The 26104-nt window shown below is 30.9% G+C and carries 23 protein-coding genes and 2 tRNA genes; 10 read left to right on the top strand and 15 right to left on the bottom strand.

All coding sequences use genetic code 11. From position 1 onward, the window contains the following. The 8 genes from ABIN73_01775 to ABIN73_01740 form a co-directional block, all read right to left on the bottom strand. A partial coding sequence (locus tag ABIN73_01775) for an FAD-dependent oxidoreductase (GenBank protein MEO0268455.1) occupies nucleotides 1–1032 on the bottom strand: 1032 nt, incomplete at its 3' end. Further along, nucleotides 1032–2030: a DUF4340 domain-containing protein gene (locus tag ABIN73_01770; GenBank protein MEO0268454.1), complete on the bottom strand. Its 999-nt coding sequence runs from the start codon at nucleotides 2028–2030 to the stop codon at nucleotides 1032–1034. The genes ABIN73_01770 and ABIN73_01775, both read right to left, overlap by 1 nt. Then, entirely contained in the window at nucleotides 2023–3609 is a 1587-nt protein-coding gene (locus ABIN73_01765) for a GldG family protein (protein MEO0268453.1), read from the bottom strand. The genes ABIN73_01770 and ABIN73_01765 overlap by 8 nt, the downstream gene beginning before the upstream one ends. Continuing rightward, complete coding sequence (locus tag ABIN73_01760) at nucleotides 3606–4316, bottom strand: ABC transporter permease subunit (GenBank protein MEO0268452.1); 711 nt, start codon at nucleotides 4314–4316, stop codon at nucleotides 3606–3608. The genes ABIN73_01765 and ABIN73_01760 overlap by 4 nt, the downstream gene beginning before the upstream one ends. After that, nucleotides 4317–5240, bottom strand: a complete 924-nt coding sequence (locus tag ABIN73_01755; GenBank protein ID MEO0268451.1) for an ATP-binding cassette domain-containing protein — start codon at nucleotides 5238–5240, stop codon at nucleotides 4317–4319. A gap of 17 nt (nucleotides 5241–5257) precedes the next feature. Further along, nucleotides 5258–5347 (bottom strand) — tRNA-Ser (locus ABIN73_01750). Nucleotides 5348–5408: 61 nt separating this feature from the next. Beyond that, complete coding sequence (locus ABIN73_01745; GenBank protein MEO0268450.1) at nucleotides 5409–6752, bottom strand: tryptophanase; 1344 nt, start codon at nucleotides 6750–6752, stop codon at nucleotides 5409–5411. 14 nt (nucleotides 6753–6766) lie between these two features. Then, nucleotides 6767–6850: transfer RNA gene (locus tag ABIN73_01740), tRNA-Leu, on the bottom strand. 64 nt (nucleotides 6851–6914) lie between these two features. Here ABIN73_01740 and speE point away from each other — a divergent pair. After that, nucleotides 6915–7730 (top strand): polyamine aminopropyltransferase, encoded by an 816-nt coding sequence (gene speE / locus ABIN73_01735; protein ID MEO0268449.1) that lies wholly within the window; start codon nucleotides 6915–6917, stop codon nucleotides 7728–7730. A gap of 25 nt (nucleotides 7731–7755) precedes the next feature. Next, nucleotides 7756–8214, top strand: coding sequence for a bifunctional nuclease family protein (locus ABIN73_01730; protein ID MEO0268448.1), 459 nt, complete (start codon nucleotides 7756–7758; stop codon nucleotides 8212–8214). Nucleotides 8215–8292: 78 nt separating this feature from the next. Here ABIN73_01730 and ABIN73_01725 read toward each other — a convergent pair whose 3' ends face one another. From ABIN73_01725 to ABIN73_01715, 3 genes are all read right to left on the bottom strand, one after another. After that, nucleotides 8293–9507 carry a multiheme c-type cytochrome gene (locus ABIN73_01725; protein MEO0268447.1) on the bottom strand — a complete coding sequence of 405 codons (1215 nt, stop codon included), beginning with the start codon at nucleotides 9505–9507 and terminating at the stop codon, nucleotides 8293–8295. Nucleotides 9508–9664: 157 nt separating this feature from the next. Beyond that, nucleotides 9665–10327: a cytochrome c biogenesis protein gene (locus ABIN73_01720; protein ID MEO0268446.1), complete on the bottom strand. Its 663-nt coding sequence runs from the start codon at nucleotides 10325–10327 to the stop codon at nucleotides 9665–9667. After that, entirely contained in the window at nucleotides 10324–11643 is a 1320-nt protein-coding gene (locus ABIN73_01715; GenBank protein ID MEO0268445.1) for a cyclic 2,3-diphosphoglycerate synthase, read from the bottom strand. Before ABIN73_01715 ends, ABIN73_01720 begins: the two co-directional genes overlap by 4 nt. Nucleotides 11644–11681: 38 nt before the next feature. Between ABIN73_01715 and ABIN73_01710 the strand changes: the two genes are divergently transcribed. The 6 genes from ABIN73_01710 to ABIN73_01685 are packed head-to-tail and all read left to right on the top strand — an operon-like array spanning nucleotide 11682 to nucleotide 19032. Then, nucleotides 11682–13229, top strand: coding sequence for a hypothetical protein (locus tag ABIN73_01710; protein MEO0268444.1), 1548 nt, complete (start codon nucleotides 11682–11684; stop codon nucleotides 13227–13229). A 32-nt stretch (nucleotides 13230–13261) separates the two neighbouring features. Further along, nucleotides 13262–15604 carry a S8 family serine peptidase gene (locus tag ABIN73_01705; protein MEO0268443.1) on the top strand — a complete coding sequence of 781 codons (2343 nt, stop codon included), beginning with the start codon at nucleotides 13262–13264 and terminating at the stop codon, nucleotides 15602–15604. Nucleotides 15605–15639: 35 nt separating this feature from the next. Beyond that, nucleotides 15640–16392 (top strand): YebC/PmpR family DNA-binding transcriptional regulator, encoded by a 753-nt coding sequence (locus ABIN73_01700; protein ID MEO0268442.1) that lies wholly within the window; start codon nucleotides 15640–15642, stop codon nucleotides 16390–16392. Next, nucleotides 16365–16856, top strand: coding sequence for a crossover junction endodeoxyribonuclease RuvC (locus ABIN73_01695; GenBank protein MEO0268441.1), 492 nt, complete (start codon nucleotides 16365–16367; stop codon nucleotides 16854–16856). Before ABIN73_01700 ends, ABIN73_01695 begins: the two co-directional genes overlap by 28 nt. Then, on the top strand, nucleotides 16841–17401 hold the full coding sequence (ruvA, locus tag ABIN73_01690; protein ID MEO0268440.1) for a Holliday junction branch migration protein RuvA: 561 nt from the start codon (nucleotides 16841–16843) through the stop codon (nucleotides 17399–17401). Before ABIN73_01695 ends, ruvA begins: the two co-directional genes overlap by 16 nt. After that, on the top strand, nucleotides 17398–19032 hold the full coding sequence (locus ABIN73_01685; GenBank protein ID MEO0268439.1) for a M3 family metallopeptidase: 1635 nt from the start codon (nucleotides 17398–17400) through the stop codon (nucleotides 19030–19032). The genes ruvA and ABIN73_01685 overlap by 4 nt, the downstream gene beginning before the upstream one ends. Nucleotide 19033: 1 nt before the next feature. On the opposite strand, the gene ABIN73_01680 is transcribed toward ABIN73_01685, so the two are convergent. The 4 genes from ABIN73_01680 to ABIN73_01665 form a co-directional block, all read right to left on the bottom strand. Next, a complete protein-coding gene (locus ABIN73_01680) occupies nucleotides 19034–20017 on the bottom strand; it encodes a PstS family phosphate ABC transporter substrate-binding protein (GenBank protein ID MEO0268438.1) in 984 nt (327 codons plus the stop codon). A 105-nt stretch (nucleotides 20018–20122) separates the two neighbouring features. Beyond that, nucleotides 20123–23494: a DNA polymerase III subunit alpha gene (gene dnaE / locus ABIN73_01675; protein ID MEO0268437.1), complete on the bottom strand. Its 3372-nt coding sequence runs from the start codon at nucleotides 23492–23494 to the stop codon at nucleotides 20123–20125. Between the two features lie 16 nt (nucleotides 23495–23510). Continuing rightward, nucleotides 23511–24125, bottom strand: coding sequence for a phosphoribosylglycinamide formyltransferase (gene purN / locus ABIN73_01670; protein ID MEO0268436.1), 615 nt, complete (start codon nucleotides 24123–24125; stop codon nucleotides 23511–23513). Continuing rightward, a complete protein-coding gene (locus ABIN73_01665) occupies nucleotides 24122–25078 on the bottom strand; it encodes an ABC transporter substrate-binding protein (GenBank protein MEO0268435.1) in 957 nt (318 codons plus the stop codon). The genes purN and ABIN73_01665 overlap by 4 nt, the downstream gene beginning before the upstream one ends. Nucleotides 25079–25168: 90 nt before the next feature. On the opposite strand from ABIN73_01665, the gene ABIN73_01660 reads away from it, so the two are divergent. Both ABIN73_01660 and ABIN73_01655 read left to right on the top strand, forming a co-directional pair. Then, nucleotides 25169–25858, top strand: a complete 690-nt coding sequence (locus ABIN73_01660; protein MEO0268434.1) for a TrkA family potassium uptake protein — start codon at nucleotides 25169–25171, stop codon at nucleotides 25856–25858. Further along, nucleotides 25855–26103 (top strand): tetratricopeptide repeat protein, encoded by a 249-nt coding sequence (locus tag ABIN73_01655; GenBank protein MEO0268433.1) that lies wholly within the window; start codon nucleotides 25855–25857, stop codon nucleotides 26101–26103. The genes ABIN73_01660 and ABIN73_01655 overlap by 4 nt, the downstream gene beginning before the upstream one ends. Nucleotide 26104: the final 1 nt, after the last annotated feature.

Below are 26104 nucleotides of genomic sequence, written 5' to 3'. Positions count from 1 at the left end.
TATTGCATATCCAGGAACTAAAATTTTTGCATTCCTTAAAGGAGGTATTGTTTTTAAAATTTTATACTGAATTTCCTCTGAAAAAGATGTGGATAGACCACTTATATAAACGATATTAGAATTTCTTCCATCAATTTCAAGGAAAAGTTGATGTCTTTCTTTATCAGGAAAATTAACAACCTTTAATTCAAGAGAAGGACAATACCTTGGACCGATTCCTGTTATATCACCTATAAAAAGGGGACACTCATTTAAATTCTCCCTTACAATCTTATGAGTTTCTTCATTTGTATAGGTTATCCATGCTGGAATCTGCTCAACTTTTAAATAAAAATTTCTGAAGGAAAAACCCTTTGGAGGTTCATCACCTCTCTGTTCCTGAGCAAGGGAAAAATCAACACTTTCTATATCTATCCTTGGTGAGGTACCTGTCTTTAATCTACCCATTTCAAATCCAAGATTTTTGAGAAATTCAGATAACTCATAAGAAGGATCCTCCCCCATTCTTCCTGCTTTTATTTTTTTCTTTCCTATATGAATGAGACCCCTTAAAAATGTGCCTGTTGTTAAAACACAGGAACCTGAAAAAAACTCTCCATTTTTTACTGTAATTACTCCCTTATAAAATTTTTCTTTATTTTTTTCTTCAATTATAAAACTCCTGACTTCATCTTCAAGAACATAAAGATTTTTTTGACTGAGCACACAATTTTGCATTCTTTTCTTGTATTCTTGTCTATCTGCTATTGCCCTTAATGAGTGCATTGCTGGTCCCTTTTTAATATTTAGAGTCCTAAACTGAGTGCCTGTTTCATCTATATTCATACCCATTTCACCACCAAGAGCATCAAGCTCCTTAACCAGCTGAGCTTTCCCAACACCCCCTATTGAAGGATTACAGGACATCTGTGCAATTTTATCTTTCTTTATTGTGATTAAAAGTGTCTTTGCTCCCATTCTCGCAGATGCAAGAGCTGCTTCACATCCAGCATGTCCTCCACCTATAACAATTACATCAAAGTAATTTTCCATCACTTTTTCTTTTTTGTTTCTTGCTTTTTAACTTCCTCTATTTTTTTAACTTCTTCTTTTTCTCCTTCATAAGTAAACCAATCTCTATTCTTTTTTAAAGATGTTTCCACAAAGTTTTTAGCAAGAGTATACAGAGTAAAATCGTCACCCTCCCTTTTCACAACATATTTATTCTCATCAAGTTTCTCTATAACTTTAAAGCCCTGTTTTTCTCCATTTTTTAATGTGATATTAAGAGATAAAAAAGGCTCTTTTGATGAATATTCTTTAACATTAATTGAATCTATAAAACCCATTGAATAAATAGAACTTAGCATTCTTATGTAGTTCTGGATTTTACCTTGAACTGCATTAATTTCAGGGGAATCAAGAATCCATTTATCACCTTCCCTATAAAACATAAATCTCTGCTCTTTATCTATATACTCAACCCTTTCTACATCCTCTGGTTTAAAATCTGTTACCTTTCTGTTTCTCCAAGCCTCAATATCAAGATTTGACACATGAGGTTTAATTGATTTTTCAACAAGAATAACTTCTTTTTTTCCTGGAATTCTTACAAAGTTTGTTAAATAATCAGGACCATTTTTACCAACTATAATTTCAAATAATTTTTTACCCCCTGTATCAAAAATACTTACAAATGTTCCCTTTTTATCGTCAACCTCGTAAGAAGGAAACTCTGATTCACTTTTTCCAATAACTTTTCCTTTAAGAGAACCCAAATTCTCTATAAGACGATTAATTTTTTCCTTATCAGCAGTTTTTATCAATGTGTCTTTAGCAACTGTCCATAATCCATTTATTTTTCTTAATTCGAGATTTTGATTTTCCCTACTTAAAACAATTTTACCTATATTTTCTTCTTTAAATTCTCCTGAAACTTCAATTTCCTTAGGCATTCTTGCCTTTTTAAAAAAAGGACTTTCAGTAAAAATAACAAGCACAAAAAGTATTAAAAAAGTAGTACCTAAAATTCTTATATGTTTTTCAATCATTCTTTCCCTCCTTTTTAATTTCAGAGAATTTTTTCTTTTTTATCCTTCTAACTGAAAACCTAACCATTCCAAATATAAATACAATTAAAGGTATTCCAAAAGTTATTCCATTCTGGAAAAGAAACTTCTGGAAGTTATTTAAGTTCTTAACGGGTCTTTCACTTATTTCTCTTGCTTTAATTTCTGAAATATCCTTACCAAGAGCAAAGGCATTCACAATATTCATAAGAAATATACCGTTATCAGGATACATCTGAACAAAGTTATCCTGAAGGAAGATAGCATTTCCAACAAAAACTATTTTATTTTCTTCTTTTGATTCTTTTATAAATCCTGTCGTATCTTCATTTTTAAAATCAGTCCAGTTTTTAAATAAACTTGTATCATTTAAGAAAACTGATTTAAATTTTGAACTAACTATAAGGCTAAATATATATTTTTTTAGTTCTTCCTTGGGTGGAGGAGGTTCTTGAGCAAAGGGATGAATAGAAAATCCCCCTTCCTTTCTATAAGCATTTTTTGTTGATGTAAAAATATAGGTATATTTAAAAGCTTTATTTTCATTTGAAAGTGTATCAATTGCAGAAGGCCAAGTTAAAACAAGTTGTTCAAGATTTCTTGCAAATTGATGTTTTATATTTTTTGGTAAAATTTTTACAAAATAATAGTAAGGAACAAGAAGCGCTCTACCTTCTGACATCATAGGAATAAAGGGAATTGTTGGATCTTTAACAAGATTAGGTTTTAAAGAAATTCCATAATTTCTCAAAAATTCAAGATCTTTTTCAAACATTGGTTTTGTTACAAAATTTTCATAATTTATATCAACAGGCTGTAAGAAAAATACAGCTTTTCCTCCCCTTAAAATAAACTGATCAAGATAAAAGAGTTCTTTTGGCAAAAGTTTTTTAATACCAAAAATTAAAAGCACATCTATATCCTCAGGTATTTTACTTATAAGACTTATATTTCTGACCCTGTATAATTTCTCAAGTTCTCTTCTTATTATGTTATAATTTTCCTGCTTTAAACCAAGAAATAAAAGTCCCACTGTTCTTAAATTATCTCCTTCCTTCATTTTTAAAATTTTAGAGGTCAAATCATATTCAAGATTCTCGGTTTCTGTTACAACAGGAATAGTTTCCTTTTTGTCCTTATAAAATATAGCAAGACCAAAATTTCCATTAACAACTTTAACCTGATCCTTTTCAACCACATTAAAGGTAATTTCAGGGATACCAAGCCTTTTTGCCTTTGACTGTATATTCTGATCTTTATCAGGATAAAATACAGTATATCTCAAAAGACCATTGGAATAATTTCTGTATTCTTCAAGCAAATCAAATAAATCCTGTTTATAAGGATTCATCTCAGGAGGAAGTTTACTTGACATATAGATTTCTATATTCACAAAATCCTTTAACTCTCTTAATACTTCTTTGGTTACAGAATGGAGAGTGTAAATCTTGTTCTGTGTAATATCAACCCTATATACAAAATTTCTAAAAAATATATTTAAAAGAATTAAATTTAAGAAGGCAAGTATTCCTGCAATCAAAAATAATCTTTCCCTTTTCATCTTGCCACCTCCAGATGAAGATAATTAGCATATATAAAAAGGGATATAAAGGAAAGATAATAAATTATGTCTCTTAAATCAATTACACCCCTTGAAATGCTTTCAAAATGAGTTTTAACTGAAAAATTCTGTAAAAGTTCAGCCCAGAATCCTGATATAAAAGAAAGTATAGCCTCTTCACCTATTATGTAAAGTAAAAAAGAAAAGGCTGCAGCAAGAATAAAGGCTACTATTTGATTTTTTGTAAAACCAGATAAAAACATACCCAAGGATATAAAGGTTGAACCAAGGAGAAAAGAACCAAGATAACCTGATAAAACTCTACCCCAGTCTAAATTACCAAGAAAGGATAAAATAATTGGAAGAGGTAATGTTAAAATTAAAGAGATTCCGAAGAAGGTAATAGCTGCAAGAAATTTCCCAACTATTATTTCTTCAATTCTTAATGGAAGAGATAGAAGAATTTCAATGGTTCCGAGTTTTTTCTCTTCTGCCCAGAGTCTCATTGTAATTGCAGGTATAAAGATTATAAATAAAACAGGAAACATATTAAACATAGGTCTTAAGTCAGCTTCAGGCATCAAAAAAAATCCTCTGAAAAAAAGCCAGAAATTTAACCACGAAAATACTATAAGCCAGAGATAGCCGATTGTAGAATTAAAATATGATAAAAATTCTTTTTTAAATATTGCTTTTATACCCTTCATTTATCCTTCCTCCTTCATCAATTCAACAAAAACTTCTTCAAGTCCAAGAGATTTTGAATAAAGTTCAAGAATCAAAAATTTATTTTCATAAGCAAATTTTGCAAATTTTTCTCTTGGATCTCCATTTTCCTTAGGCAAAAATTTTCCACTTACTGTTTCACCTTCCCTTTTTATTTCATATGAAGAAACAAAATCCAGTTTTTCAAACTTTTCCCTTATTTCTTTTTCATCTCCCTTTAAAGTAAAATATATTTCCCTTGATCTGAATTTCTTTGAAAGTTCACGAGGAGTTCCTTCAGCTCTTATTATTCCCTTATGAATTATTATAACTCTTGAGGCAAGCATTTCAACTTCGGGAAGTATATGGGTGGAAAGTAAGATTGTTTTTTCCCTTGATAATTCTTTAATTAAGTTTCTTATCTCAATTATCTGAACAGGATCAAGACCTGTTGTGGGCTCATCCATTATAAGCACTTCAGGGTCGTGTAAAAGAGCTTGAGCTATTCCGACCCTCTGTCTATAACCCTTTGAAAGCTCTCCTATTGGTTTTTCCCACACTTCTTTTATCTGGGTTTTTTCCATAACCTCTTCCAGTTTTTTATTCTTGTTTTCAATTCCCCTTGCTTCTGCACAGAAACTTAAATACTCTCTTGGAGTTAAATCGGTATAAAGGGGATTATCTTCAGGTAAATACCCGAGCTTCTTTTTACAGTATAAAGGGTCTTCATTAATCTTTTTTCCATCAATAAGCACTTCCCCGCTTGTTGGATAAAGGAATCCTGTGATTATTCTCAATGTTGTTGTTTTACCTGCTCCATTAGGTCCTAAAAATCCTAAAATTTCTCCTTTTTCCACATTAAAGGATATGCCAAGAACAGCAGGATCCTCACCGTAATATTTATAAAGGTTTTTAACTTCAATCATAAATTTAAATTAGTTTACGGAGGGTGTGGGACTCGAACCCACAATCCCGATATAATCGGGATATCGGATTTCAAATCCGACGCCTTAGCCAGTTCGGCCAACCCTCCGCTTTTTGAGGATTAATTATAATATTATACTAATACCCTATAACTTATTCAAGTTAAAATTTTACAGTAACACAAATTCAGCACTAAAATGTCTCAAATATGGGCTTTCCTTTATTAATTTAACTCCTTTCCATTTATTTTTATTTTCTAAAACTAATTTTGAAACTTCTGCAACATATCTTAAATGGGATTCTGTATAAACTCTTCTTGGTATAGCATATCTTACAAACTCAAATTTTGCATCCTTACCATGCATAAGAGAACCAATTTCACAGACCCTTATACCTCCTTCAAGATATAAAGCTATTGAAAAAACCTGTCCAGGAAAATTTTCCCTTTTAATGTGATCAAAAACCCTTTCTGCAAGAACATAAACAGCATGGCCACCTGTTGGTTTATATACAGGAACTCCTCTTTTAGAAAGTTCCTCACCAAGGAATTCCACCTCTTTTATTCTGAATTCAAGATATTTCTCATCAGTAGCTTCCTTTAACCCTTGCGCAACCGCTTCAAGGTCTCTACCTGAAAGTCCTCCATAAGTGGGAAATCCCTCCCATAGTATAAGATACATAGAAAGTTCTTCATATAATTTTTTATCTTTAACAGCAATAAATCCTCCAATATTACTTATTCCATCTTTTTTTGCACTCATATAACACAGATCTGAATAAGAAATTATTTCCCTTATTATTTTTTTTATACTCTTATTTTTTTCTTCTCTTTTTTTAATAAAATAGGCATTTTCTGCTATCCTTGATATATCAAGAAATAAGGGAATTCCAAACTTTTCACATATTTCCCTCGTTTCCTTAACATTCTGAAGTGATACAGGTTGACCAGCCATTGAGTTATTGGTAAGAACAAGAAAAACAGCAGGTACCCTTTTATGATATTTTTCCAGAAATATTTTTAAATTGTCAGTATTCATATTACCTTTGAAAGGATGATATTTTTCAGGATCAAGAGCCTCATTTATTACAAAATCTGGAGTCTCTGCACCTATATAATTTAAATTTGCCTTTGTTGTATCAAAATGGGTATTTGAAGGAACTATCGGGTTTTTGATTTTTTTTGAAAAATACTCTGCCAAAATTCTTTCAGCACCTCTTCCCTGATGACAAGGTAAAACATAATCCATTCCAGTAAAACTTTTTACCTCTTCACAGAACCTTTCAAAACTTTCAGCACCTGCGTATGATTCGTCAGCTTCCATAATTTTTGACCATTGATGTTCACTCATTGCATTTGTTCCTGAATCAGTCAAAAGGTCAATGGTTATTTTGTTTGCAGGGATTTTAAAAATGTTATAAAAGGCCTTCTCAAGAATTTTTTTTCTTTCTCTTTTTGAAGTAAAAAAAATTGGTTCAACTACTTTTATCTTATAAGGTTCAAAAAAGAAATTCAATTATAAAAAATATATGCCGGGGGCGGGACTTGAACCCGCACGGGATTAATCCCACATGGCCCTCAACCATGCGCGTCTGCCAATTCCGCCACCCCGGCTTGAGATATTATAATAAACAATTTATTAAGGAAATTTCAAATCCTCTTTTCTTAATATTTTTATATGTTTTTTTCCGAAAAACAGAATAAAGGGACAGAACTGAGAATAAAAGCAAAAAAAATCCTTTTTAGAAAAAAATCAAAATTCCAGAAAATTGAAATATTTGAAAGTTACGATTGGGGGAAAGTTTTAATGCTTGATTCCCTTTTTATGCTAACTGAAAGGGATGAATTTTTTTACCATGAATCTTTGGTTCATCCAATTTTATCAAGTATTAAAAATCCTGAAAATGTTCTTATAATAGGAGGAGGAGACTGTGGAACCTTAAGGGAGGTTCTAAAACATCCTGTTAAAAAAGTTATTCAGGTTGAAATAGATGAACTTGTATTTAAAGCATCCCTGAAATATTTTCCATGGGTTAAGAAAATTTATAAAGATAAGAGGGTAAGTTTTATTTTTGAAGACGCAAAGGATTTTATTAAAAATGCAGAGGATAAATTTGATGTTGTAATATTAGACACTTCTGACCCTGTTGGACCTGCAAAGGTTTTTTATAAAAAGGAATTTTATGAGGATTTAAAAAAAATTTTAAAGAAAAACGGAGGACTGGCTATACAGGCAGAATCTCCTATTCACCACTTAAAGAGAATTAAAAAACTTTATGAAATTTTAAAAGATGAATATAAAAGCATTTTACCTTATCTTTCACCTATGCCCACTTATCCTGGAGGACTCTGGCTTTATCTTTTTGTTTTTAATAAAAAAATAAAAATGTTGAAACCAGTTAGAATTCCAAAGAATACAAGATACTATAACAAGGAAATACATTTTTCAGGATTTAAAATTCCTGAGTTTTTAAAAAGAATTTTTGGTATATAATTTTAAATATAAAAGGAGAAAAACTATGAATTTTATTTTTACTTTTTTTATTTTAACAAAATTGATTGAGGTTGAGGTTTTTGATTTAATACCTCAAAGGGAAGGTGGTTATACCCTTGTTCTTAAAGAAATTAACTCTAATTCCTTACTCTTGATTTCCATAGGAGAAAGTGAAGGAATATCAATTCTAAGAGAACTCAATAAAATGGAATCAAGAAGACCCCTAACCTATGAACTTGTTAATAACATAATAGAAAAACTTGGAGCTAAAATTGAAAAGGTCACCATAGATAAATTTGAAAATGAAACATATTTTGCAACCATACATTTAAAACAGGGAAAAAGAAAGATTCTAATTGACGCAAGACCTTCTGACGCAATTAACCTTGCTATAAGAAAAAAAGCTAAAATATACGTTGAGGAAAAAGTTTTTGAAAAAATGAAAATTGAACTTAAAGAGGAAAAAAAAGAAAAAAGGATTTAAAATTTAAATTTATTAAAATAAAAACCCCTGCAAAGGAGAAACTCCTTCACAGGGGGGGACTTAATTCAATTAATTTAATTACTTTTTATGTTCCCTTTTAAGTCTTTCTGCTTCGTCCTTAATTTTCTGTAAGGATTCCTTCATCTTTGCCCATCCGTACCAGTGCATATAGTCAGGATTAGCATGGAAGGCACCCTGAAATGTTCTCATTCTGTATTCAAGAAACATAACATAGAGTTCCTGTTCAATTGATGATTTTGCTTCATAAAACTGAAGCAAATCAGGTGCAAATTTCCAATTTTCAGGTTTCTTTAAAATTCCCTTATCATAGAGTTCCTTTACAGTTTTTATTGCTTCAGCCATAAGTTTATCTGCTTCTTTTAAAACCGCATCAGAAGCTTCAAGTTGCTCCCTTGCATATTTTTGTGAATGACAGTTAGAACAAACCTTTAACATTTTTTCTCTTTCCTTTTCCCAATCTTCCTTTGTCAATCTTGCAACTTTTGCTAATTTAACAGCTTCAAATCTTTCAGTAGGATTACCCTTATCATCAAGAACCCCAAGAGCCTTTAGTATATTTACTCTATTATCCCACCATTCCTTATCATCTTCAGGAACCCTTAAAGCGAGAAATCCCCAGGCAGTCATAACAGCATGGTTCCCATCAGGCATATGACAGGTTTGGCAAGTGGGCGCTCTTCCAGAATTCCCCTCAATTTCCCATATTGTCCCATGCTTTGAAGTTGACCACATCTCCCACTGAGGATGGTCAAATCCCATATGACATGTTCTACAGGCTCTTGGATCTTTCGCCTCTTCAACACTGAATTTGTGCCTTGTATGACAGGCATCACAGGAACCTGTTCCATAATAGAACTTTGCTTCCTTAAGTTCCTCTTCTGATTTTAATCCTATCTTGTGACACCCTGAACAACCTTTAAATCCCTTTTCTCCTGTAACCTGTATTGGTTGGTGCATTACCATTGGCATAGCCTTCATTGCTATCCACCCTAAGGCGTGCTTTCCTTCCTTAAATTCCTTAACCCTTTGCTCATGACAGTTAGCACAGGTTTCAGGGGTAGGCATTTTAAGTTTATCTATATCCTTTGCTCCTGTATGCTCACCATGACAGACTGAGCAATCCACATCATTTTTAGAGTGCTTACTTTCTTTCCACTGTTTTACAAGAAGAGGAGTAACTTTTTCATGACAGGTTACACATTTACTTGCTTTGAGACCAAGCGGGAACAAAATTCCCGCTATTATTACAGAAAAGATTGTTTTTTTAACCATATTACCCTCCTTTTTAATTTGGACTTCTAATTATATAATAGAATTAAAAAAAAAATCAAATAGAAAAAGTTTAATTATTCCTTTATTTTGTTATGTAGATAAAGGAGGTAAAATATTAACCCTATCCATACCACTAAATAGGAAAAATATAAATATTTCATAAAGTTTCCTCCAATTTTTTTAATTCTCTTTTAGCAATCTTGTATCTAAGCAAAAATATTAATACAAAGAGAAAAACATAGGGAATAACATTCAAAAATAAAGCATATCTCATTGATGATGTTATCAATACATCACCAGGTGTAAAAGCAGAAGGATGAACTGATCTCCATAGTTTCACAGAAAAATAAACAAGAGGAACATCAATATAAATTATTATTCCAAGAACTGAAGCAAATCTTGCCCTTTTGTCAGGTGTTTCAATAAATCCCCTGAAAATCATATAAGCAGTGTAAAGAAAAAATAAAATCAAGGTTGTAGTTAATCTTGGATCCCACACCCAGAAATGACCCCAAACAGATTTTGCCCATAACATTCCTGTAATGAGTGTCAGGATTATAAACAAAACACCAATTTCACCTGATGTTTCAGCAAGTATATCCCACTTTAATTCTCTTTTTAGAAGATATAAAATACTGAAAATGAATACCAAAGTGAAGCAAAGAAAAGAAATCCATGCTTGTGGAACATGAATATACATTATTCTTACAAGATCTCCCATTTTTCTTTCAGCAGGTGTTGCTAAGAGTGAAAGGTAAAAAGTAAAAAAACCTGTTAAAAGGGCTAAAAATGCTAAAATGTATTCCTTTTTTATTTTCATAATTTACCAAGAAATTCCTTTATTAAATCTTCAAGGGTTGGTTCGCCTATTTCCTGTAGCTCATACCTAACCCTTGCCCATGGTTTTCCTATATCAAAAAGACTCGCTAAATTAATCGGAGTTCCAATAACAACAGCTTCACAGGGGGTTCTATAAATAGTCTCTTTAAGTTCTTCTATCTGCTTTTCACCATAACCCATTGCAGGAAGAACTTTTTGAGTCTGTGGATACTTTTCAAAGGTTTCCTTTATTGAACCAACAGCATAGGGCAAAGGAGATATAATCTCTTTTGCACCAAATTTTTTCGCTGCAATATAGGCAGCACCTATATCCATTTCACCATGGGTAAGAGTTGGACCATCCTCAATACATAAAACTCTTTTACCTTTTATAACTTCTTTATTTTCAACAAAAATAGGAGAGGCTGCCTCAATAATTATTGCTTTTCTGTTAAGTTTTTCTATATTCATCCTGAGTTTATAAATATTTTCAAAAGGAGCTGAATCAACTTTATTTATTACTATAACATCTGCCATTCTTAAATTTGTTTCTCCAGGATGGTATGTTTCCTCATGACCTAACCTAAGAGGATCCGCAACAACTATATGTAAATCAGGTTTATAAAAAGGAAAATCATTATTACCACCATCCCATAAAATAATATCGGCTTCCTTTTCCGCCTCCTTTAAAATTTCGACATAATCAACACCTGCATAAACAATAGAACCTCTTGTAATATGGGGTTCATACTCTTCCCTTTCTTCAATAGTAACCTTATACTTATCTAAATCCTCTAATGAAGCAAACCTCTGAACCTTCATTTTTTCAAGATCACCATAGGGCATAGGGTGTCTTATAACTGCTACTTTTTTTCCTAAATTTCTCAAAATTTGAGCAACTTTTCTTGAAGTCTGACTTTTTCCGCTTCCTGTTCTCACGGCACATACTGAAATAATAGGTTTATTTGATTTTATCATTGTGCTTTCAGGACCTAAAAGCCAGAAATCCGCACCCGCTGAAAGTGCCCTTGAAGCCCTATTCATAACATAAATATGGGAAACATCAGAGTAAGCAAATACAACAATATCAACTTTCTTTTCCTTTATAATTTTTTCCATATCATCCTCTAAATAAATGGGGATACCATCAGGGTAAAGTTTACCAGCAAGAGAAGGAGGATACTTTCTTCCCTCTATACCAGGTATCTGTGTTGCTGTAAATCCAACAACCTCGTAATCGGGATTATCTCTAAAAAAAACATTGAAATTATGAAAATCTCTCCCAGCAGCACCAAGGATTAAAACTCTTTTTGACATATTTAAGACCTCCTTAAATTTATCATATAATTTTAAAAGTGTTAAATTTTATTAAAAAAACAATTTTAAATGCTCAAGATAAGGATTTTCAAAAAGAACATTTCTTTTTTCTTATAAGCATATTTTTTTTAAGGGATTTGCTTGAAAGTGCCTTAGAAGGAGATTTTAAAATATTTAGAACACCTTCTCTTTATGATTCCCTTCTTTTTACAATTCATCACCTCTTTTTTTACTCCTCAATTTTTTTAATTCTTGTTATTTTTGTTTCATTAATTTTAAAAGAAAAAAAATTAAAAGTATTAACTCTTTTTACTCATTTTTCCTTTTTAATCCTTCTTGCACCTTTAATTGATTTTATTTTTGGTGGAGGAAAAATGCTTGCTTATCCCACTTCAATTAAAAATCTTTTAATAAGTCTTTTTAAGGGAGAATTTGAAAGAGAAAACATATCAAAAGGACAAGTCCTTGAGGTTTTTATAATTTGTTTTTTAATCTCTATTTATGTTTTCTTTAAAAGTGAAAATATTTTAAAATCTATCTTTTCTTTTGTTTTTTCTTTCTTTATTGTAATAACAGTTGGTGGTATTCCAGGTTACTTTTTAAATTATTTCAAGGAAGGTGGTTATATCTTTGATTACAATTCAAAACAAGGATTATTTTATGCTTTATTAACAATTTTTCTTATTCCTTTCTTTTTTAAAATAAAAATCAAATATAGCAAAATCTTAAGTTTTTCAATATGGGGCTATCTTTCAGCCTTTATAAAAATTTTCTTTTTAAAAAGCAAATATGATATCCCGTCCCCTAACTTTCCCTTTGATTACATATCAATAATAATACTTCCAATTTTTGTTTTAATTGAGAATAAGAAAAATATTTATTACATAACAATTTCACTTATGACAGTTTTTCTTCTTGGTGAACTTCCATTTATTTTTTTCACAATTTTTATTTTTTTTGACAATACCTTTTTAGATAAAAAAATTAAAAATTTTATAAAGGCAAATTTAATTTTTTTAGCAGGTTCTTCCATATTTTTTGGTAATTTTTCTCATCTTATTTATCCTTATCTATATCCCTTTTTGTTAACCTTTCTCCTATTTATCAAAAATAATAAGATAAGAGAAATTCTTTTAAATTCTACTTTTTTAATTTTAACATTTTTATTTTCAAATAGAAGCTTCTGGGTATCGAAAGAAAATTTAAAGGAAATTTTTGTCTTAAAAAGTTCTGAAAGGGATATATATCTTTTTGAAAAATACAAGGATATATCGAAAGGTGTAAAAATTTTAAATTTTTTAATTAAAACAAAAAACTATGAAAAAATTCCAGAACTTCTTACAAAATTTAAAAAAGAAAAATCTCCCGGAAACTATTATTTTTACAGAGCTCTTGCTGGTGCTATTTTTAATGAAGATATTTTAGAAGTGGAAAATCTTTCAAATATTTCTCTTATAACTGGAAATCCTCTTGCTTTACCTTTAATTGTTAAAATTTATGAACTAAAAGGAGATTATAAAAAAGCAGAAATTTTTCTAAAAAGAACTTTGAAACACAATATAAAGTATGAATATAATAGTTTTTAAGGTTCTAATCCTTAAAATTTTTTAAAAAATACATGTTTCTCTTATTGATATTATCCTATATAGCTTTAGGTGGATACAGATGGGATCCACCTTCAAATTTACCCAGGATACCAGAAGAGTTAACAAAAACATCATCAAATGTGTACATTATTCTGTTAAAATCACCGATATATGATTTTTACAAAAATGAAATTGAAAATAAAGGTGGAAAAATTCTCCATTATGTTCCTCAAAATGCCTTTGCTGTTAGAATAAAGGAACAATCAGTTATTGAAAATATTAAAAAACTTGAATTTGTTGAGGGAATTTATATATATCAACCTGCCTTTAAAATATCACCCAATATAGGGAAAAAGATAAAAGTGAAAGGGAAAAAATACGAAAACATATATAAAAACATATTTTATGTTCACTTTTTTGAAGATGTTGATTTTAGTAAAGCAGAAAATTCTCTAAAAAATTACGGGGCTCAGATTATTGAAGAAATTAAATCCTTAAAACATCCTGTTTTTGTAATAAAATATGAAGGTGATATTAAAAATTTAGCCTTTGATGATGATATATTCTGGATTGAGGAAAAAAGACCTTTCTTTAAAATGAATGATAGAACTTACTGGGTAATCCAGAATAATGTTCAAAATACATCACCTATCTGGAACAAAGGCATTCATGGAGAAAATCAGGTGATAAATATAATGGATACAGGTGTTGACACTGCCTCCTGCTTTTTTGGACCTGATAAAATAGTATGGAAGGAAAGTTATACTGGATTTTACACTGATGCCTGTGCTTTAGGACATGGAACACATGTAGCAGGTACTGCTGCAGGTTATGATCAGACAAATAATCTAAATCAATTTAAGGGAATGGCTTACAATGCTAAATTAACTGTCCAATATACAGGAGACAATTTCTTTACCTGCTGGTTAGGAGCTCTTCAGATTCCTGATGACTTATTTACAGCCTTTTCTAATGCTTATAATCACGGAGCAAGAATTTTCTCCAATTCCTGGGGAGGTGCCGATACAACAGTTTATACAACTTTTGATGAGCAGGTTGATAACTTTATGTATACTTATCAGGATGCAGTTTGTGTCTTTGCTGCAGGTAATTCAGGAGGAAGTATTAACCAAACCACAGGGCAGGTTCTTGATTCTGTTCATTACAGAACAGTTGGACCGCCTGGTGCTGCTAAAAATGTAATAACAGTAGGAGCAACACCTCCTCCTCCAAAACATGATATTTCTGCCTTTTATTCAAGTAAGGGACCTGCTTTTGATAACAGAATAAAACCTGATGTAATGGCACCAGGTGGAGATTGTGGGAATAATGCTTATAATACTGATCCTAACTTATATATAAGATCAGCAGACAATGATACTGTTTCAAATCCAACCTGTGATACAATAGCTTACCCCTTTATGGGAACAAGTATGGCAACTCCTGCTGTAGCAGGTGCAGTTGCCCTTGTAAGGCAATATTTTACTGAGGGATGGTATCCTTCAGGGATTAAAAATCCTTCTGATGCTTTTATTCCATCAGGTGCACTTTTAAAGGCAATGATAATAGCTTCTGCTGAACAGATGAATGGAACCGATCCAGACCAGATAGATTCAAGAGAAGTTCATCCTATACCAGATTCTTCACAGGGTTGGGGAAGAATAAAACTTGAAAACTCTTTATATTTCCAAGGTGACCAGGATAAACTTTATGTAGATGATAATTCTGAGCTTTCTACAGGAATTTCAAAATTTTACTATGTGAATGCAAGTGGAGGTAAATTAAAAATTGTTCTAGTATGGACAGATTATCCTGCAACTGCTGGATCCAATTTTGCACTTATAAATAATTTAAATTTAATTGTTCAGGGACCAGGCGGAACCTATTATGGAAACAGATTTTCAAATGGTGAATCTCAAACTGGTGGAACAAAGGATAATATAAATCCAGTTGAAGTATTTTATCTTTCAAATGCACCAGCAGGAACTTATATAGTTCAGGTGGAAGGTGAAAATATCCCACACGGACCGCAAAAGTTTGCACTTGTTATTACAGGAAGATTTTCAGCTGTTGGTGTTGAAGAAAAAATTAAGGATAAGGAAGGTTTAATTAAAAATTATTATCTAATGAAACCTGTATTTTCTCCAGCTTCAAATTCCTATATAATAAGATTTGGAATTCCCGAAAAAGAAAAATTAAAACTTTCTCTAATTGACATTTCAGGAAGAGAAATTGCTATCATTAAGGAAGGAATAATGGAAAAGGGTTCTTATAAGATACTATGGAATTCAAAAGAAATTAAAAAGGGAACTTACTTTATTTGTTTACAAACTGAAAGGAGAAAAATAAAGGAGAAATTGTTGAAACTTGATTAACTTTACTATTAAAATTATTTTTAAGGGAGGAATATATGGCTGGACACTCTAAATGGGCACAGATAAAACATAAAAAGGCAAAAGTTGATGCCCTAAGAGGAAAAATTTTTAATAAATTAATAAGAGAAATACAGGTTGCTGCAAAACTTGGAGGAGGAGATCCTGAAAATAATCCAAGGCTTAGACTTGCAATTGAAAAAGCAAGAGACCATAATATGCCCTGGGATAATATAGAAAAGGCAATAAAAAGAGGAACAGGTGAAATAGAAGGCGTAAAATATGAGGAAGTTTATTATGAAGGTTACGGTCCAGGTGGTGTTGCTATATTCATAAAAGCAACCACTGATAATAAAAATAGAACAACCTCAGAAATAAGGCACCTTTTTACAAAATACGGAGGAAACCTTGGAATAACAGGAAGTGTAAAGTGGCAATTTGAAGAAAAAGGAATTATACGCATCAAAAAGGAAAATATAGATGAGGAAAAACTTATTGAAATTGCCCTTGAAGCAGGAGCAGAGGATGTGAAAACAGAAGAAGAATATTTTGAAGTATACACATCACCTTCAGAATTTTTGAATGTAAAAAAAATTCTTAATGAAAAGGGAATAGAAACCGAAGGAGAAGTAAGGCTGATACCTAAAAACCAGGTAAAAGTTCAAGGAAAAGATGCAGAGAAACTTATGGGTCTTTTAAACTCCCTTGAAGAACACGATGATATTCAGGAGGTGGTTGCCAATTTTGAAATGTCTGAAGAAGAATTTTCAAAACTTGTAGGAACAGTATAAAGGGAAAAAGGAAAAAATATTTTTTAGGTATAGACCCGGGTCTTAAATATACTGGAATTGCTATAATTGATGAATATAAAAATATTATAGCTTCAAGCAAGATAAATTCTGAAGGAATTGTAAAACTGGGAAATAAAATTGAGAAAATTTTAAAAAAATATAAACCTGAATTAACTGCTATTGAAAAGGTATTTACAAAAAATAATCCAAGAGATGCAATAAAACTGGGAGAATATAAAGGTGTGATAATTTATTTACTCGAAAAAAATAAATTAAAATATATTGAAACCTTATCTTCAAACTGGAAAAAAGCAATAACAGGTTCTGGAAAAGCAAAAAATTATCAGGTTGAATTTATGCTAAAAAACCTTCTAAAGGGGAATTTTAAAGAAAAAATTTCAGAACATGAAATTGATGCCCTTTCCCTTGCTTATTTTGCTCTATCAAGATGTATTACAGAATAAAAGGTAAACTTACCCTTAAAAGAAGTTTTTTCTGTGCAATTGAAACAGGTGGTATTGAATATGGAATAACTATTCCCCTTAAAGTAATGGAAAAATTGCCTCAGGAAGGAAGTGAAGTTTCTCTTTATATTTTACCAATAATTTCAGAAGAAAAAATTGAACTCTTTGGATTTTTAGATGAAAAACAAAAAAATCTTTTTGAAAAACTTATATCAATAACAGGGATAGGTTCAAAAGTTGCTCTTCAAATTCTTTCCCATTATGATGTGGATGAATTTCTTGAAATAATAAAGAGGAATGAGGAAAAAATGATTTCTAAAATAAAGGGGGTTGGGAAAAAAAGGGCAAGTTTAATCTTACTTGAATTTAAAGACTATATCTTTGAAGGGATTAAAGAAGGAATTAATATAGAAGAGGCAATCTCTGCACTAACAAAACTCGGGCTAAAAAGAAGTGAAGCAAAGGAACTCGTATTGAAAAAATTAAAGGAGAAAAAATTTGAAAAAACAGAAGACTTAATCCAAGAAATTTTAAAGGGGGAATGATAAAGGAAAAATTCGAAAAACTTCTTCAAGAAGAAATAAAAAATAAAGAAAATTTAGAAAGCCTTTTGAAGGAATTCTACAAAATTACTGATGAAATATACTCCATAAGAAATAGAACTTATGTAAACTGGACAGGGAATACTAAAAATAAGGAATATGAAGAAAAATATAAAAATTTTATTGAAAAAATTGATCCTGAATTAAAAAAATACACATTTAATTTTTATAAAAAAATTTTTGATTCAGGTTTTATTGATGAAATCGAAAATCAGGTTTTTAAGAAAATTATTGAAGTTGAAATAAGACTCCATCGAGAAGAAAACATTGAATTAGAAAAAAAAGAAGAAGAACTAAAAATGGAATATGAAAAAATTATTTCTGAATTTTCTTTTGAACTTGAAGGAAAAAAATTAACCTTATCAGAAATAGAATCAAAACTTGAAAATAAAGAAAGAGAAATAAGGGAAAAAGCCTTCTTTGAAATGCACTTTAATATCTATAAAAAAAGAGAAAAATTTAATAAATTAATGGATGAACTTGTAAAATTAAGAAATAAAAAGGCAATAAATGCAGATTTTAAAAATTATAGAGATATGTGCTGGATTCAGCTTTTGAGATTTGATTACAGACCAGAAGATACAGATGAATATAGAGAAGGTGTAAGAAAATATATAAAACCTATTTATGAAAACTACCTTGAAATTTTAAAAGAAAAACTAAAGTTAAAGGAAATAAAACCCTGGGATATTTTTGCTTCAATTTTTCAAAGGGATGAGATAAAATTATTTAAGGATGAAGAAGAACTTATTAAATTGGCTCTTAATGTCGCAGAGAGAATAGATCCTTTTTTTAAGGAAGTTATTGAAATTCTATATAAAAATAAAAGACTTGATTTAATGGCAAGGGAAAATAAAAGTCAAGGTGGTTATATGGTTTATATTCATGAGGATAAATTACCCTATATTTTTATGAATGCCTCAGGTAAAATTGATGATTTTATGACTTTTATGCATGAACTTGGACACTGTGTTAATTATATGCTATCAAGGGATATAGAAAATCCTTACATAAGAATGCCAGTATCGGAATTTGCAGAACTTATTTCAATAGCAATGGAATTCTTTACTCTTGAGGAACTCAAAAATATTATAGATGAAAACTTGTATAAAGATATTTTTACAAAATATTATTCATTAATTTTAAAAAGATTAACCCATATTGGTAAAATTGATGGTTTCCAGCATTTCTTATATTTAAATCCAGACCACTCTTGGGAAAAAAGAGAATCTTACTTTATTGAACTTGATAAAAAACTTTCTCCCTCAAATGTAAACTGGGATTCCATTGAATATTTAAAAAATGTAACATGGTATAAACAACTTCACATATTTTTATACCCTTTTTATTATATAGATTATGGAATTGCTTTGCTAAGTGCAATCAGGTTATGGAAAATTTACAGAGAAAACAAGAAAGATGCAATTACAAGATATAAAAGGGGAATGTCTCTTGGTGGAACAAAAACTTTAAAAGAACTTTTTGAAAGCACAGGAATTGAATTCTCTTTAAATGAAAGAAATATTCTTGAAGTATCTGAATATTTAAAAGAATTAATAGAGGAAATATTATAATTTATCTTATTTCTCTTTTAAGGAGTTCCTCTAAACTTATACCCCCTTTTGAACCTTCTCCTCCAAATAATGTTCCTTTTACTCTGTTTTTAAATCTTTTTAAAACAAGTTCGTAAGCTTCGTCAGAAAGAGGAATATAGCCAACTTCAGATACAAGTTTCTTTGCATTTTTAATATAAAACTCAACAAACTTTTTAACCTCTTCCCTTTCAAGGGATTTTACATTTACATATATAAAAATTGGTCTTGAAAGGGGAAAGTATTTACCTCTTCTTATATTTTCAATTGTGGGATAAACAGGTCCTCTACCATCTTCAGGATCAATAGCCACAGCCTTTAGTTTATCTTTATTCTGCTCGTAATAAGCATAACCGAAGAACCCAAGAGCAAGTGGATCACTTGCAACACCCTGAACTAAAACATTATCATCCTCAGAAGCAACATAATCACCCCTTGAAGCACCTTCTTTTCCAACAACAGCCTCTGTAAAATAATCGTATGTTCCTGAATCCACACCCGGACCATAAAGGTGAATTTCCTTTTCAGGAAAACTCTCTCTTATTTGTGACCACATTTTTATTTTGTCCTGAGCAGCAGGTTCCCAGAGTTTCTTAAGTTCACTTACTTTAAGTTCATTGCAGAAATTGTTTGAAGGATTAACAACAACTGTAAGTCCATCGTAGGCAATTGGTAATTCAATAAACTCTATACCGTTTTTTTTTGCAATTTCATATTCAATTTCCTTTATTGGTCTTGAGGCATCATTTATATCTGTTTCATTCCTTAAAAATTTTTTAAAACCACCACCTGTTCCTGAAATTCCCACAACCACCTTTATATCCTTATAAACTTTCTGAAATTCCTCTGCTACAGCTTCTGTTATAGGGAATACTGTTGATGAACCATCTACACGAACTATCTTTTGAGAGAATAGAACTCCTGCACATAAAGCTATTATTACTGAGTTTTTTATATAGTGTTTCATATAAACTCCTTTTTGTTTTTAGGATTTGAACCTTATTTATAAAGATAAAAGGGGAATATTAAAAAATCATTAAATTTGGGTTAAAAAACTGTTAACTTAAAAAATTCATTCAACAAGACTTTCAATCCTATTTTCCCCAAATAGTTCATTAATTTCATCAAAAAACTCTTCCTTAAAAGAAACTTTAAAAACCATTGATTTATAAATTCTCCTTTTTTCTCCTGTATCAAGGGATAAATAAAGATCAAATTTTCCCTTAAATTTATTTACTATTTCCTTTAAACTTTTAATTTTTTCTTCATCAAGTTCTTTTAAATTTAATTTTATAAGTATTCCCTTCAATTTTTTAGAAATCGCTTCCTTTAAAGGCATAATTTCTCTTGCAAATATTTTTGAAGAACCCTGAAAAACATCTCCTTCAACATAAAAAGGAGCAAGTTTATCAAGGTATTTTTCAATTTTATTCTTCAATTCATCAAATATAACAACTTGAAAAGAACCTTCAAAATCCTCAAGATGCAGAATATAATAATTTCTTTTCCCATCATTATTAATTTTTGATTCCACTTTGCTCAAAACCCCACACATTCTTACATTTCTAAGTTCTATCTCCTCCTCTTCCTGTATATCAATTGATGAGTGGGTTGAAAGAATCTCTACAAATTCTGAATAGGGTTCAAGAGGGTGGTTTTTAAAATACATATTTAAAACCTCCTTTTCCCACTCCATAACTCTTAAAGCATCTTTTTCTTCCTGAATTTCCTCCACTTTATTTGTAAAAAGTGAGGGAACTGATTTTTTAACAAGTTTATTTTCAAAAATATTCATCAATTTTTCCCTATCTGGATCAAAAATATCAAAAGCCCCTGCTTTAATCAATGCTTCTATAACTTTCTTGGTAACTTTTTTGGACGAAGCCCTTCTAACAAAATCCTCAAAAGAGGTAAATGGTTTCTGTCGTCTCAATTCTATAATATGATCACAGGCATTTACTCCTACATTTTTAATCCCTAAAAGCCCATATCTTATTTTATTTTCCCCCTCAACTTTAAAGAATTTATCTGAATTTAAAATACAGGGAGGTAAAATTTCTATACCATCCCTCTTTGCAGTTTGAACAAAGTAAGAAACTTTCTCAATTTTATTTATTTCACTGTTTAAAACAGAGGCATAAAATTCTGTTTTATAATTTGCCTTGAGGTATGCTGTTATATAAGATAAAAGTGCATAACCTGTTGAATGAGACTTATTAAAAGCATACTTTGCAAAGGAATGTATCTTTAAAACCATATCCTTTGCCATATCTTCAGGAATACCTCTTTCTACCATACCACTTACAAATTCCCTCATTATACTTTCACTCATTAATTCTTCCTTTTTCTTACCCATAGCCTTTCTCAAAATATCAGCTTTAGCAAAGGAAAAACCTGCAAGCTCATGGGCTATAAGCATAACTTGCTCCTGATATACAATGAGACCAAAGGTCTCCTTTAAAATTTTCTCAAGTTTTTCATGGGGATAACTAAGAGGAACAAGTCCCTTTTTCCTCCTCACATATTCTTCAGTTGCTCCTGCCTCAATTGGTCCGGGTCTATAAAGGGAAAGAATTGCAATTAGATCCCTAAATTCATCCGGTTTTAATCTTTTAAGAAGTTCCCTCATCCCCCTTGATTCCAGCTGAAAAACTCCCTGAGTTTTACCCCTTGATAGAATTTCAAAAGTTTTTTTATCATCAAGAGGCAAATTGTAAGGATCTACCTCTATTCCCTTATTTTTTAACAATTTACATGTATCTTCAATTACAGTTAAAGTTCTTAGTCCTAATATATCTATTTTTAAAAGTCCAACAGCTTCAAGAGAATTCATCTCATACTGAGAACAGATGGTTCCTTTTGAATCCATATAAAGAGGCACATAATCAGTTATTTCAGATGGAGCAACAACAACTCCTGCTGCATGAACTGAGGCATGTCTTGCAAGTCCCTCTGCTTTTTTTGCATACTCGTATATCTTCCTGTAATCTTCATTCTCCTCAACAAGTCTCTTAAAAACCGGATTTTCCGAATATGATTCTTCTAAAGTTCCCTCAATACATTCTCTTGCAAGTTTATCAACAAAGGAATATTCATAACCCAATACTCTACCCATATCCCTTATTGCCTGCCTTGCCTTCATTCTCCCAAAAGTTATAATCTGGGATACATTTTTTTCTCCGTATTTTTTTCTTATATAGGATAAAATTTCATCTCTCCTTTCATCACCAAAATCTATATCCACATCAGGCGGAGATATTCTTTCAGGGTTTAAAAATCTTTCAAAAAGAAGATCATACTTCAAGGGGTCAATCCTCGTAACACCAAGTGAATAAAGAACAAGTGAAGAAACTGCTGAACCCCTGCCAGGACCAACAGGTATTCCTTCCCTTTTTGCGAAATCAACTATGTCCTTTATAATCAGGAAATAACCTTCAAAGTTTAATTTTTGTATTATTGAAAGCTCCTTTTCTAACCTTTCAATATACTTCTTTTTTATATCACCCTTAAAAATTTCTTCAAGCCCTTTATAACTTAAATATTTTAAATATTCAAAATTACTATCAAACTGATGTGGTATTTCAATTTTTGGCAAATAAAAATTTTCGTTGAGCTTCAAATCAATATCAATCATTTCTTCTACTTTTCTTGTATTTAAAACTGCCCTTTCATCATAACTGAAAATTTGCTTCATTTCCTTTTCACTTTTAAAATAAACTTCCTTTGTTTTAAATCTGAATCTTTCCTTATCCTTCAATGTCTTACCTGTTTGAAGAGCAAGAATTGCTTCATGAAATTCATAATCCTCTTTATCAAGATAATGAACATCATTTGTGGCAACATACACAAGATCATACTTTTTGGCAAATTCATAAAGGACTTTATTTACAATTATGTTTTCCTCCATATTTAGATCCATAAGCTCAATAATACAATTTTCTTTTCCGAATATTTCCATGTATATTTTTAAAAGATCCTCTGCTTCTTTTATCTTACCCTGTAATATTAGCTGTGGTATCTCTCCTTTAATACAACCTGTCAGAAAGAAAAGTCCTTCAGAATAATTTTTAAGAACCTCCCTATCAATTCTTGGCTTATAATAAAATCCTTCAAGATATCCTATTGAAGATAGTTTCATTAAATTCTTATATCCCTTTAAATTTTTGGCAATTAAGGTTATGTGATTATAAGGATCATAACCTGGGGAAACCACCTTTTCCTTTCTTGATCTTGTTATATAAAGCTCAGCCCCTATTATTGGTTTTATACCCCTTTCTTTTGCTTTTTTATAAAACTCTATAACACCAAATAAAGCACCATGGTCAGTTATAGCACAGGCAGGCATTCTTTCTTCAACACACTTATCAAGAAGCTTATCAATAGGAATTATCCCGTCAAGAAGGGAATACTCCGTATGAAGATGTAAATGAACAAAATCGCTCATTATTTTTTAGTTATATTTATAATATTTTAACTCTTCTACCCTCTATCTTCAACCTTCCCTCTGCATAAAGCTTAATTGCTTCAGAATAAATCTTATGTTCCTCCTTAAGAATTCTTTCAGCAAGGGCTTCAGGTGTATCATCCTCAAGCACAGGAACACATCTCTGGAGTATAATCGGACCACCATCAACTGTCTCATCCACAAAATGGACAGTACAGCCTGCAACTTTAACACCGTATTCGAGAGCCTGTTTTTGCGCATTAAGACCTTTAAATGCAGGAAGAAGGGAAGGATGTATATTCATTATTCTATTTCTAAACTCCCTTAAAAGTGCCCCTTTTAAAATCCTCATAAATCCTGCAAGAATTAAAAGTTCTACACTTTCTTCTTTTAAAACCCTTGCATACTCTTCTTCCCTCTCTGGATCAAGGGTATGTTTTCTTTCACCAGGATAAATATATAAAGCCTTTACACCGTACTCCCTTGCAATTTTTAATACAGGTGCATCCGGATTATCAGAAATTACTATTTTCATCTCACAGGGAAGATAACCAGATTTAATATTTTTCAAAATAGCCTCAACATTGGAACCCCTACCTGAAGCAAGGGCTCCGATTTTTAAAATCTTCATTTTACCTCAAAAAGACTTGCTAAATCTGGCTCAGTAAAAATAAATCCTGAATTTTTTAAAATTCTTACAATTGTTAAATAACTTAAATCACTAACTTCTCCTGTTTTTTTATATCTTGGAAGTTTTAATTCATAGCTTTCTAAATCTTCTTTAAGGAAATCAGCATCAAGATATTGAACACAGTAAGCAATATATAAATTCTTTGCCTCATCAGGATTATTTTTTATGTAATCAACAGATTCATCCCATATTACTTTAAATCTCTCATATGCTCTCCTGTTATACGCAAGGGTTACCTTTGAACACAAAACACTTCCAATAACTGAACCCTCCCCAAAAAATTCCTTGAAAACATCATCAACTAAAACTTTTATATTTCTTTTCAGGAAAAATAACCTGTAAGGTTCGTAAACAAGAGCTGCACCCTCTATAATCTGAGGAAAAACTGTTTGATATTCAAAGATATTACTAATATTTAAACCAAAGTTTTCAGAAATTTTTTTCCCAATAAACTTTCCCTCCATTCTCTGTGAAGGATAATAAAATAAAGAATTCTTTATGTCCTTAATTTCTTTCAATTTTCCAAAACCAAAAAGGGAAGCATATACAAAATCTTCATTATCTTCAACATCCGCAATAATTTTATAGTTTTCAATCTCCTCCTTTTGCCTTATAAAGAAATCAATAGGCGGGTAACCTACAACTATATCCACCTTCCCCCTTTTTAATTCATCTATAACTTCCGGTAAAGAAGTCTTTATAATTTCAGCATCCACTTTTTCCTTTTCAAAAAATCCTTTTTCCTTTGCAACAAAAACCGGAAAACTAGCAGGAGAAGGGTAAAAAGCAATTTTTGCTTTTACTATTTTACCCTGCTGTATTTTAGGATACTGTATTATGTAAATCAGAATTAGAGCAAGAATAATGTTTAAAATGTAAAATAATTTTTTCATATCAGGGATTTTTTCAAAGGAATAGAACCTGTTTTTTTGATTTTAAATTATTTTGAAGTTAATTATCAAGTTCTTTATAATTATTTTTAAATGAAAAGAGAATTTTGCGTAATTGGTATTGGAAGGTTTGGAAAACTTCTTGTCCAAAACCTCTCAGAACTTGGTGCAAAGGTTGTGGCTGTTGATAAGGAAGAGGAAAAAATTCTTTCTGTTCAGGATTTTGCTTTTGAAACTTACATAATGGATACAACAAATGAAAAAGCACTTGCCACACTTGATATAAAAGATTTTGAAGCAATTATTGTTACAATTAATAATGAAATTGAAGCAAGCATTTTAACATGCCTCTTATTAAAGGAAAGGGGAGTAAAAAGAATAATAGCAAGAGCAAGGGATGAACTACATGCAAAAATTCTTGATAAATTAGGTGTTACAAGAATAATATTCCCTGAAAAGGAAATAGCTGAAAAACTTGCTAAAAACCTTTATTCGCCGGGTTTATTTGAAATTATAGAGGTTTCTGATAACTATGTTCTTGAAGAAAGAGCTTCACTTCCTGAATTTTCAGGAAAAAAACTCTCTGAGCTAGAATTTCGAACAAAATATGGCGTAAATATAGTGGCGATAAAAAGAAAAGTTCCAGAGGTTAATGAAAAAGGGAAAACTGTCTTGAAGGAAGAACTTATAATAGGCCCAGGAGGGGATGAGGAGTTAAAGGAAGGTGATGTGCTTTTTGTTTTAGGTGAAAGAAAAAAAGTTGAAGATTTATTTTCAAAATGAAAGAAGATCTTTTTGATCAAGCTAAGCTTTTAATGCTCTCGCAAAATTATAAAGAAGCAAGAGAAATTCTTGAAAAACTTTACAAAGAGAATCCATCTGATCCAGATATTATATACCATCTTGCTCTTTTAATGGAGATTCTCAATGAAAACGAAGAAGCTATAAACCTTTATAAAAAACTTTTAGAAATTATACCTGAGCATAAGGAAGCAAAGGAGAGACTTCAAAAATTGATGGAGGATTGAA

This window comes from candidate division WOR-3 bacterium, assembly GCA_039804025.1.
In the GTDB taxonomy this organism is placed as follows: Bacteria; Hydrothermota; Hydrothermia; order Hydrothermales; family JAJRUZ01; genus JBCNVI01.
Note: the sequence above shows the minus strand (reverse complement) of the source record. Positions and strands in the feature narration are given on the sequence as shown.

Excerpts from the sequence above, each read along its gene's own strand:
- ABIN73_01770 (MEO0268454.1), bottom strand. The coding sequence starts at position 2,030 with ATGATTGAAAAACATATAAGAATTTTAGGTACTACTTTTTTAATACTT.
- ABIN73_01765 (MEO0268453.1), bottom strand. The coding sequence starts at position 3,609 with ATGAAAAGGGAAAGATTATTTTTGATTGCAGGAATACTTGCCTTCTTA.
- ABIN73_01760 (MEO0268452.1), bottom strand. The coding sequence starts at position 4,316 with ATGAAGGGTATAAAAGCAATATTTAAAAAAGAATTTTTATCATATTTT.
- ABIN73_01755 (MEO0268451.1), bottom strand. The coding sequence starts at position 5,240 with ATGATTGAAGTTAAAAACCTTTATAAATATTACGGTGAGGATCCTGCT.
- speE (MEO0268449.1), top strand. The coding sequence starts at position 6,915 with ATGTTTTTTTCCGAAAAACAGAATAAAGGGACAGAACTGAGAATAAAA.
- ABIN73_01730 (MEO0268448.1), top strand. The coding sequence starts at position 7,756 with ATGAATTTTATTTTTACTTTTTTTATTTTAACAAAATTGATTGAGGTT.
- ABIN73_01725 (MEO0268447.1), bottom strand. The coding sequence starts at position 9,507 with ATGGTTAAAAAAACAATCTTTTCTGTAATAATAGCGGGAATTTTGTTC.
- ABIN73_01720 (MEO0268446.1), bottom strand. The coding sequence starts at position 10,327 with ATGAAAATAAAAAAGGAATACATTTTAGCATTTTTAGCCCTTTTAACA.
- ABIN73_01715 (MEO0268445.1), bottom strand. The coding sequence starts at position 11,643 with ATGTCAAAAAGAGTTTTAATCCTTGGTGCTGCTGGGAGAGATTTTCAT.
- ABIN73_01705 (MEO0268443.1), top strand. The coding sequence starts at position 13,262 with ATGTTTCTCTTATTGATATTATCCTATATAGCTTTAGGTGGATACAGA.
- ABIN73_01700 (MEO0268442.1), top strand. The coding sequence starts at position 15,640 with ATGGCTGGACACTCTAAATGGGCACAGATAAAACATAAAAAGGCAAAA.
- ruvA (MEO0268440.1), top strand. The coding sequence starts at position 16,841 with ATGTATTACAGAATAAAAGGTAAACTTACCCTTAAAAGAAGTTTTTTC.
- ABIN73_01685 (MEO0268439.1), top strand. The coding sequence starts at position 17,398 with ATGATAAAGGAAAAATTCGAAAAACTTCTTCAAGAAGAAATAAAAAAT.
- ABIN73_01680 (MEO0268438.1), bottom strand. The coding sequence starts at position 20,017 with ATGAAACACTATATAAAAAACTCAGTAATAATAGCTTTATGTGCAGGA.
- dnaE (MEO0268437.1), bottom strand. The coding sequence starts at position 23,494 with ATGAGCGATTTTGTTCATTTACATCTTCATACGGAGTATTCCCTTCTT.
- purN (MEO0268436.1), bottom strand. The coding sequence starts at position 24,125 with ATGAAGATTTTAAAAATCGGAGCCCTTGCTTCAGGTAGGGGTTCCAAT.
- ABIN73_01665 (MEO0268435.1), bottom strand. The coding sequence starts at position 25,078 with ATGAAAAAATTATTTTACATTTTAAACATTATTCTTGCTCTAATTCTG.
- ABIN73_01660 (MEO0268434.1), top strand. The coding sequence starts at position 25,169 with ATGAAAAGAGAATTTTGCGTAATTGGTATTGGAAGGTTTGGAAAACTT.
- ABIN73_01655 (MEO0268433.1), top strand. The coding sequence starts at position 25,855 with ATGAAAGAAGATCTTTTTGATCAAGCTAAGCTTTTAATGCTCTCGCAA.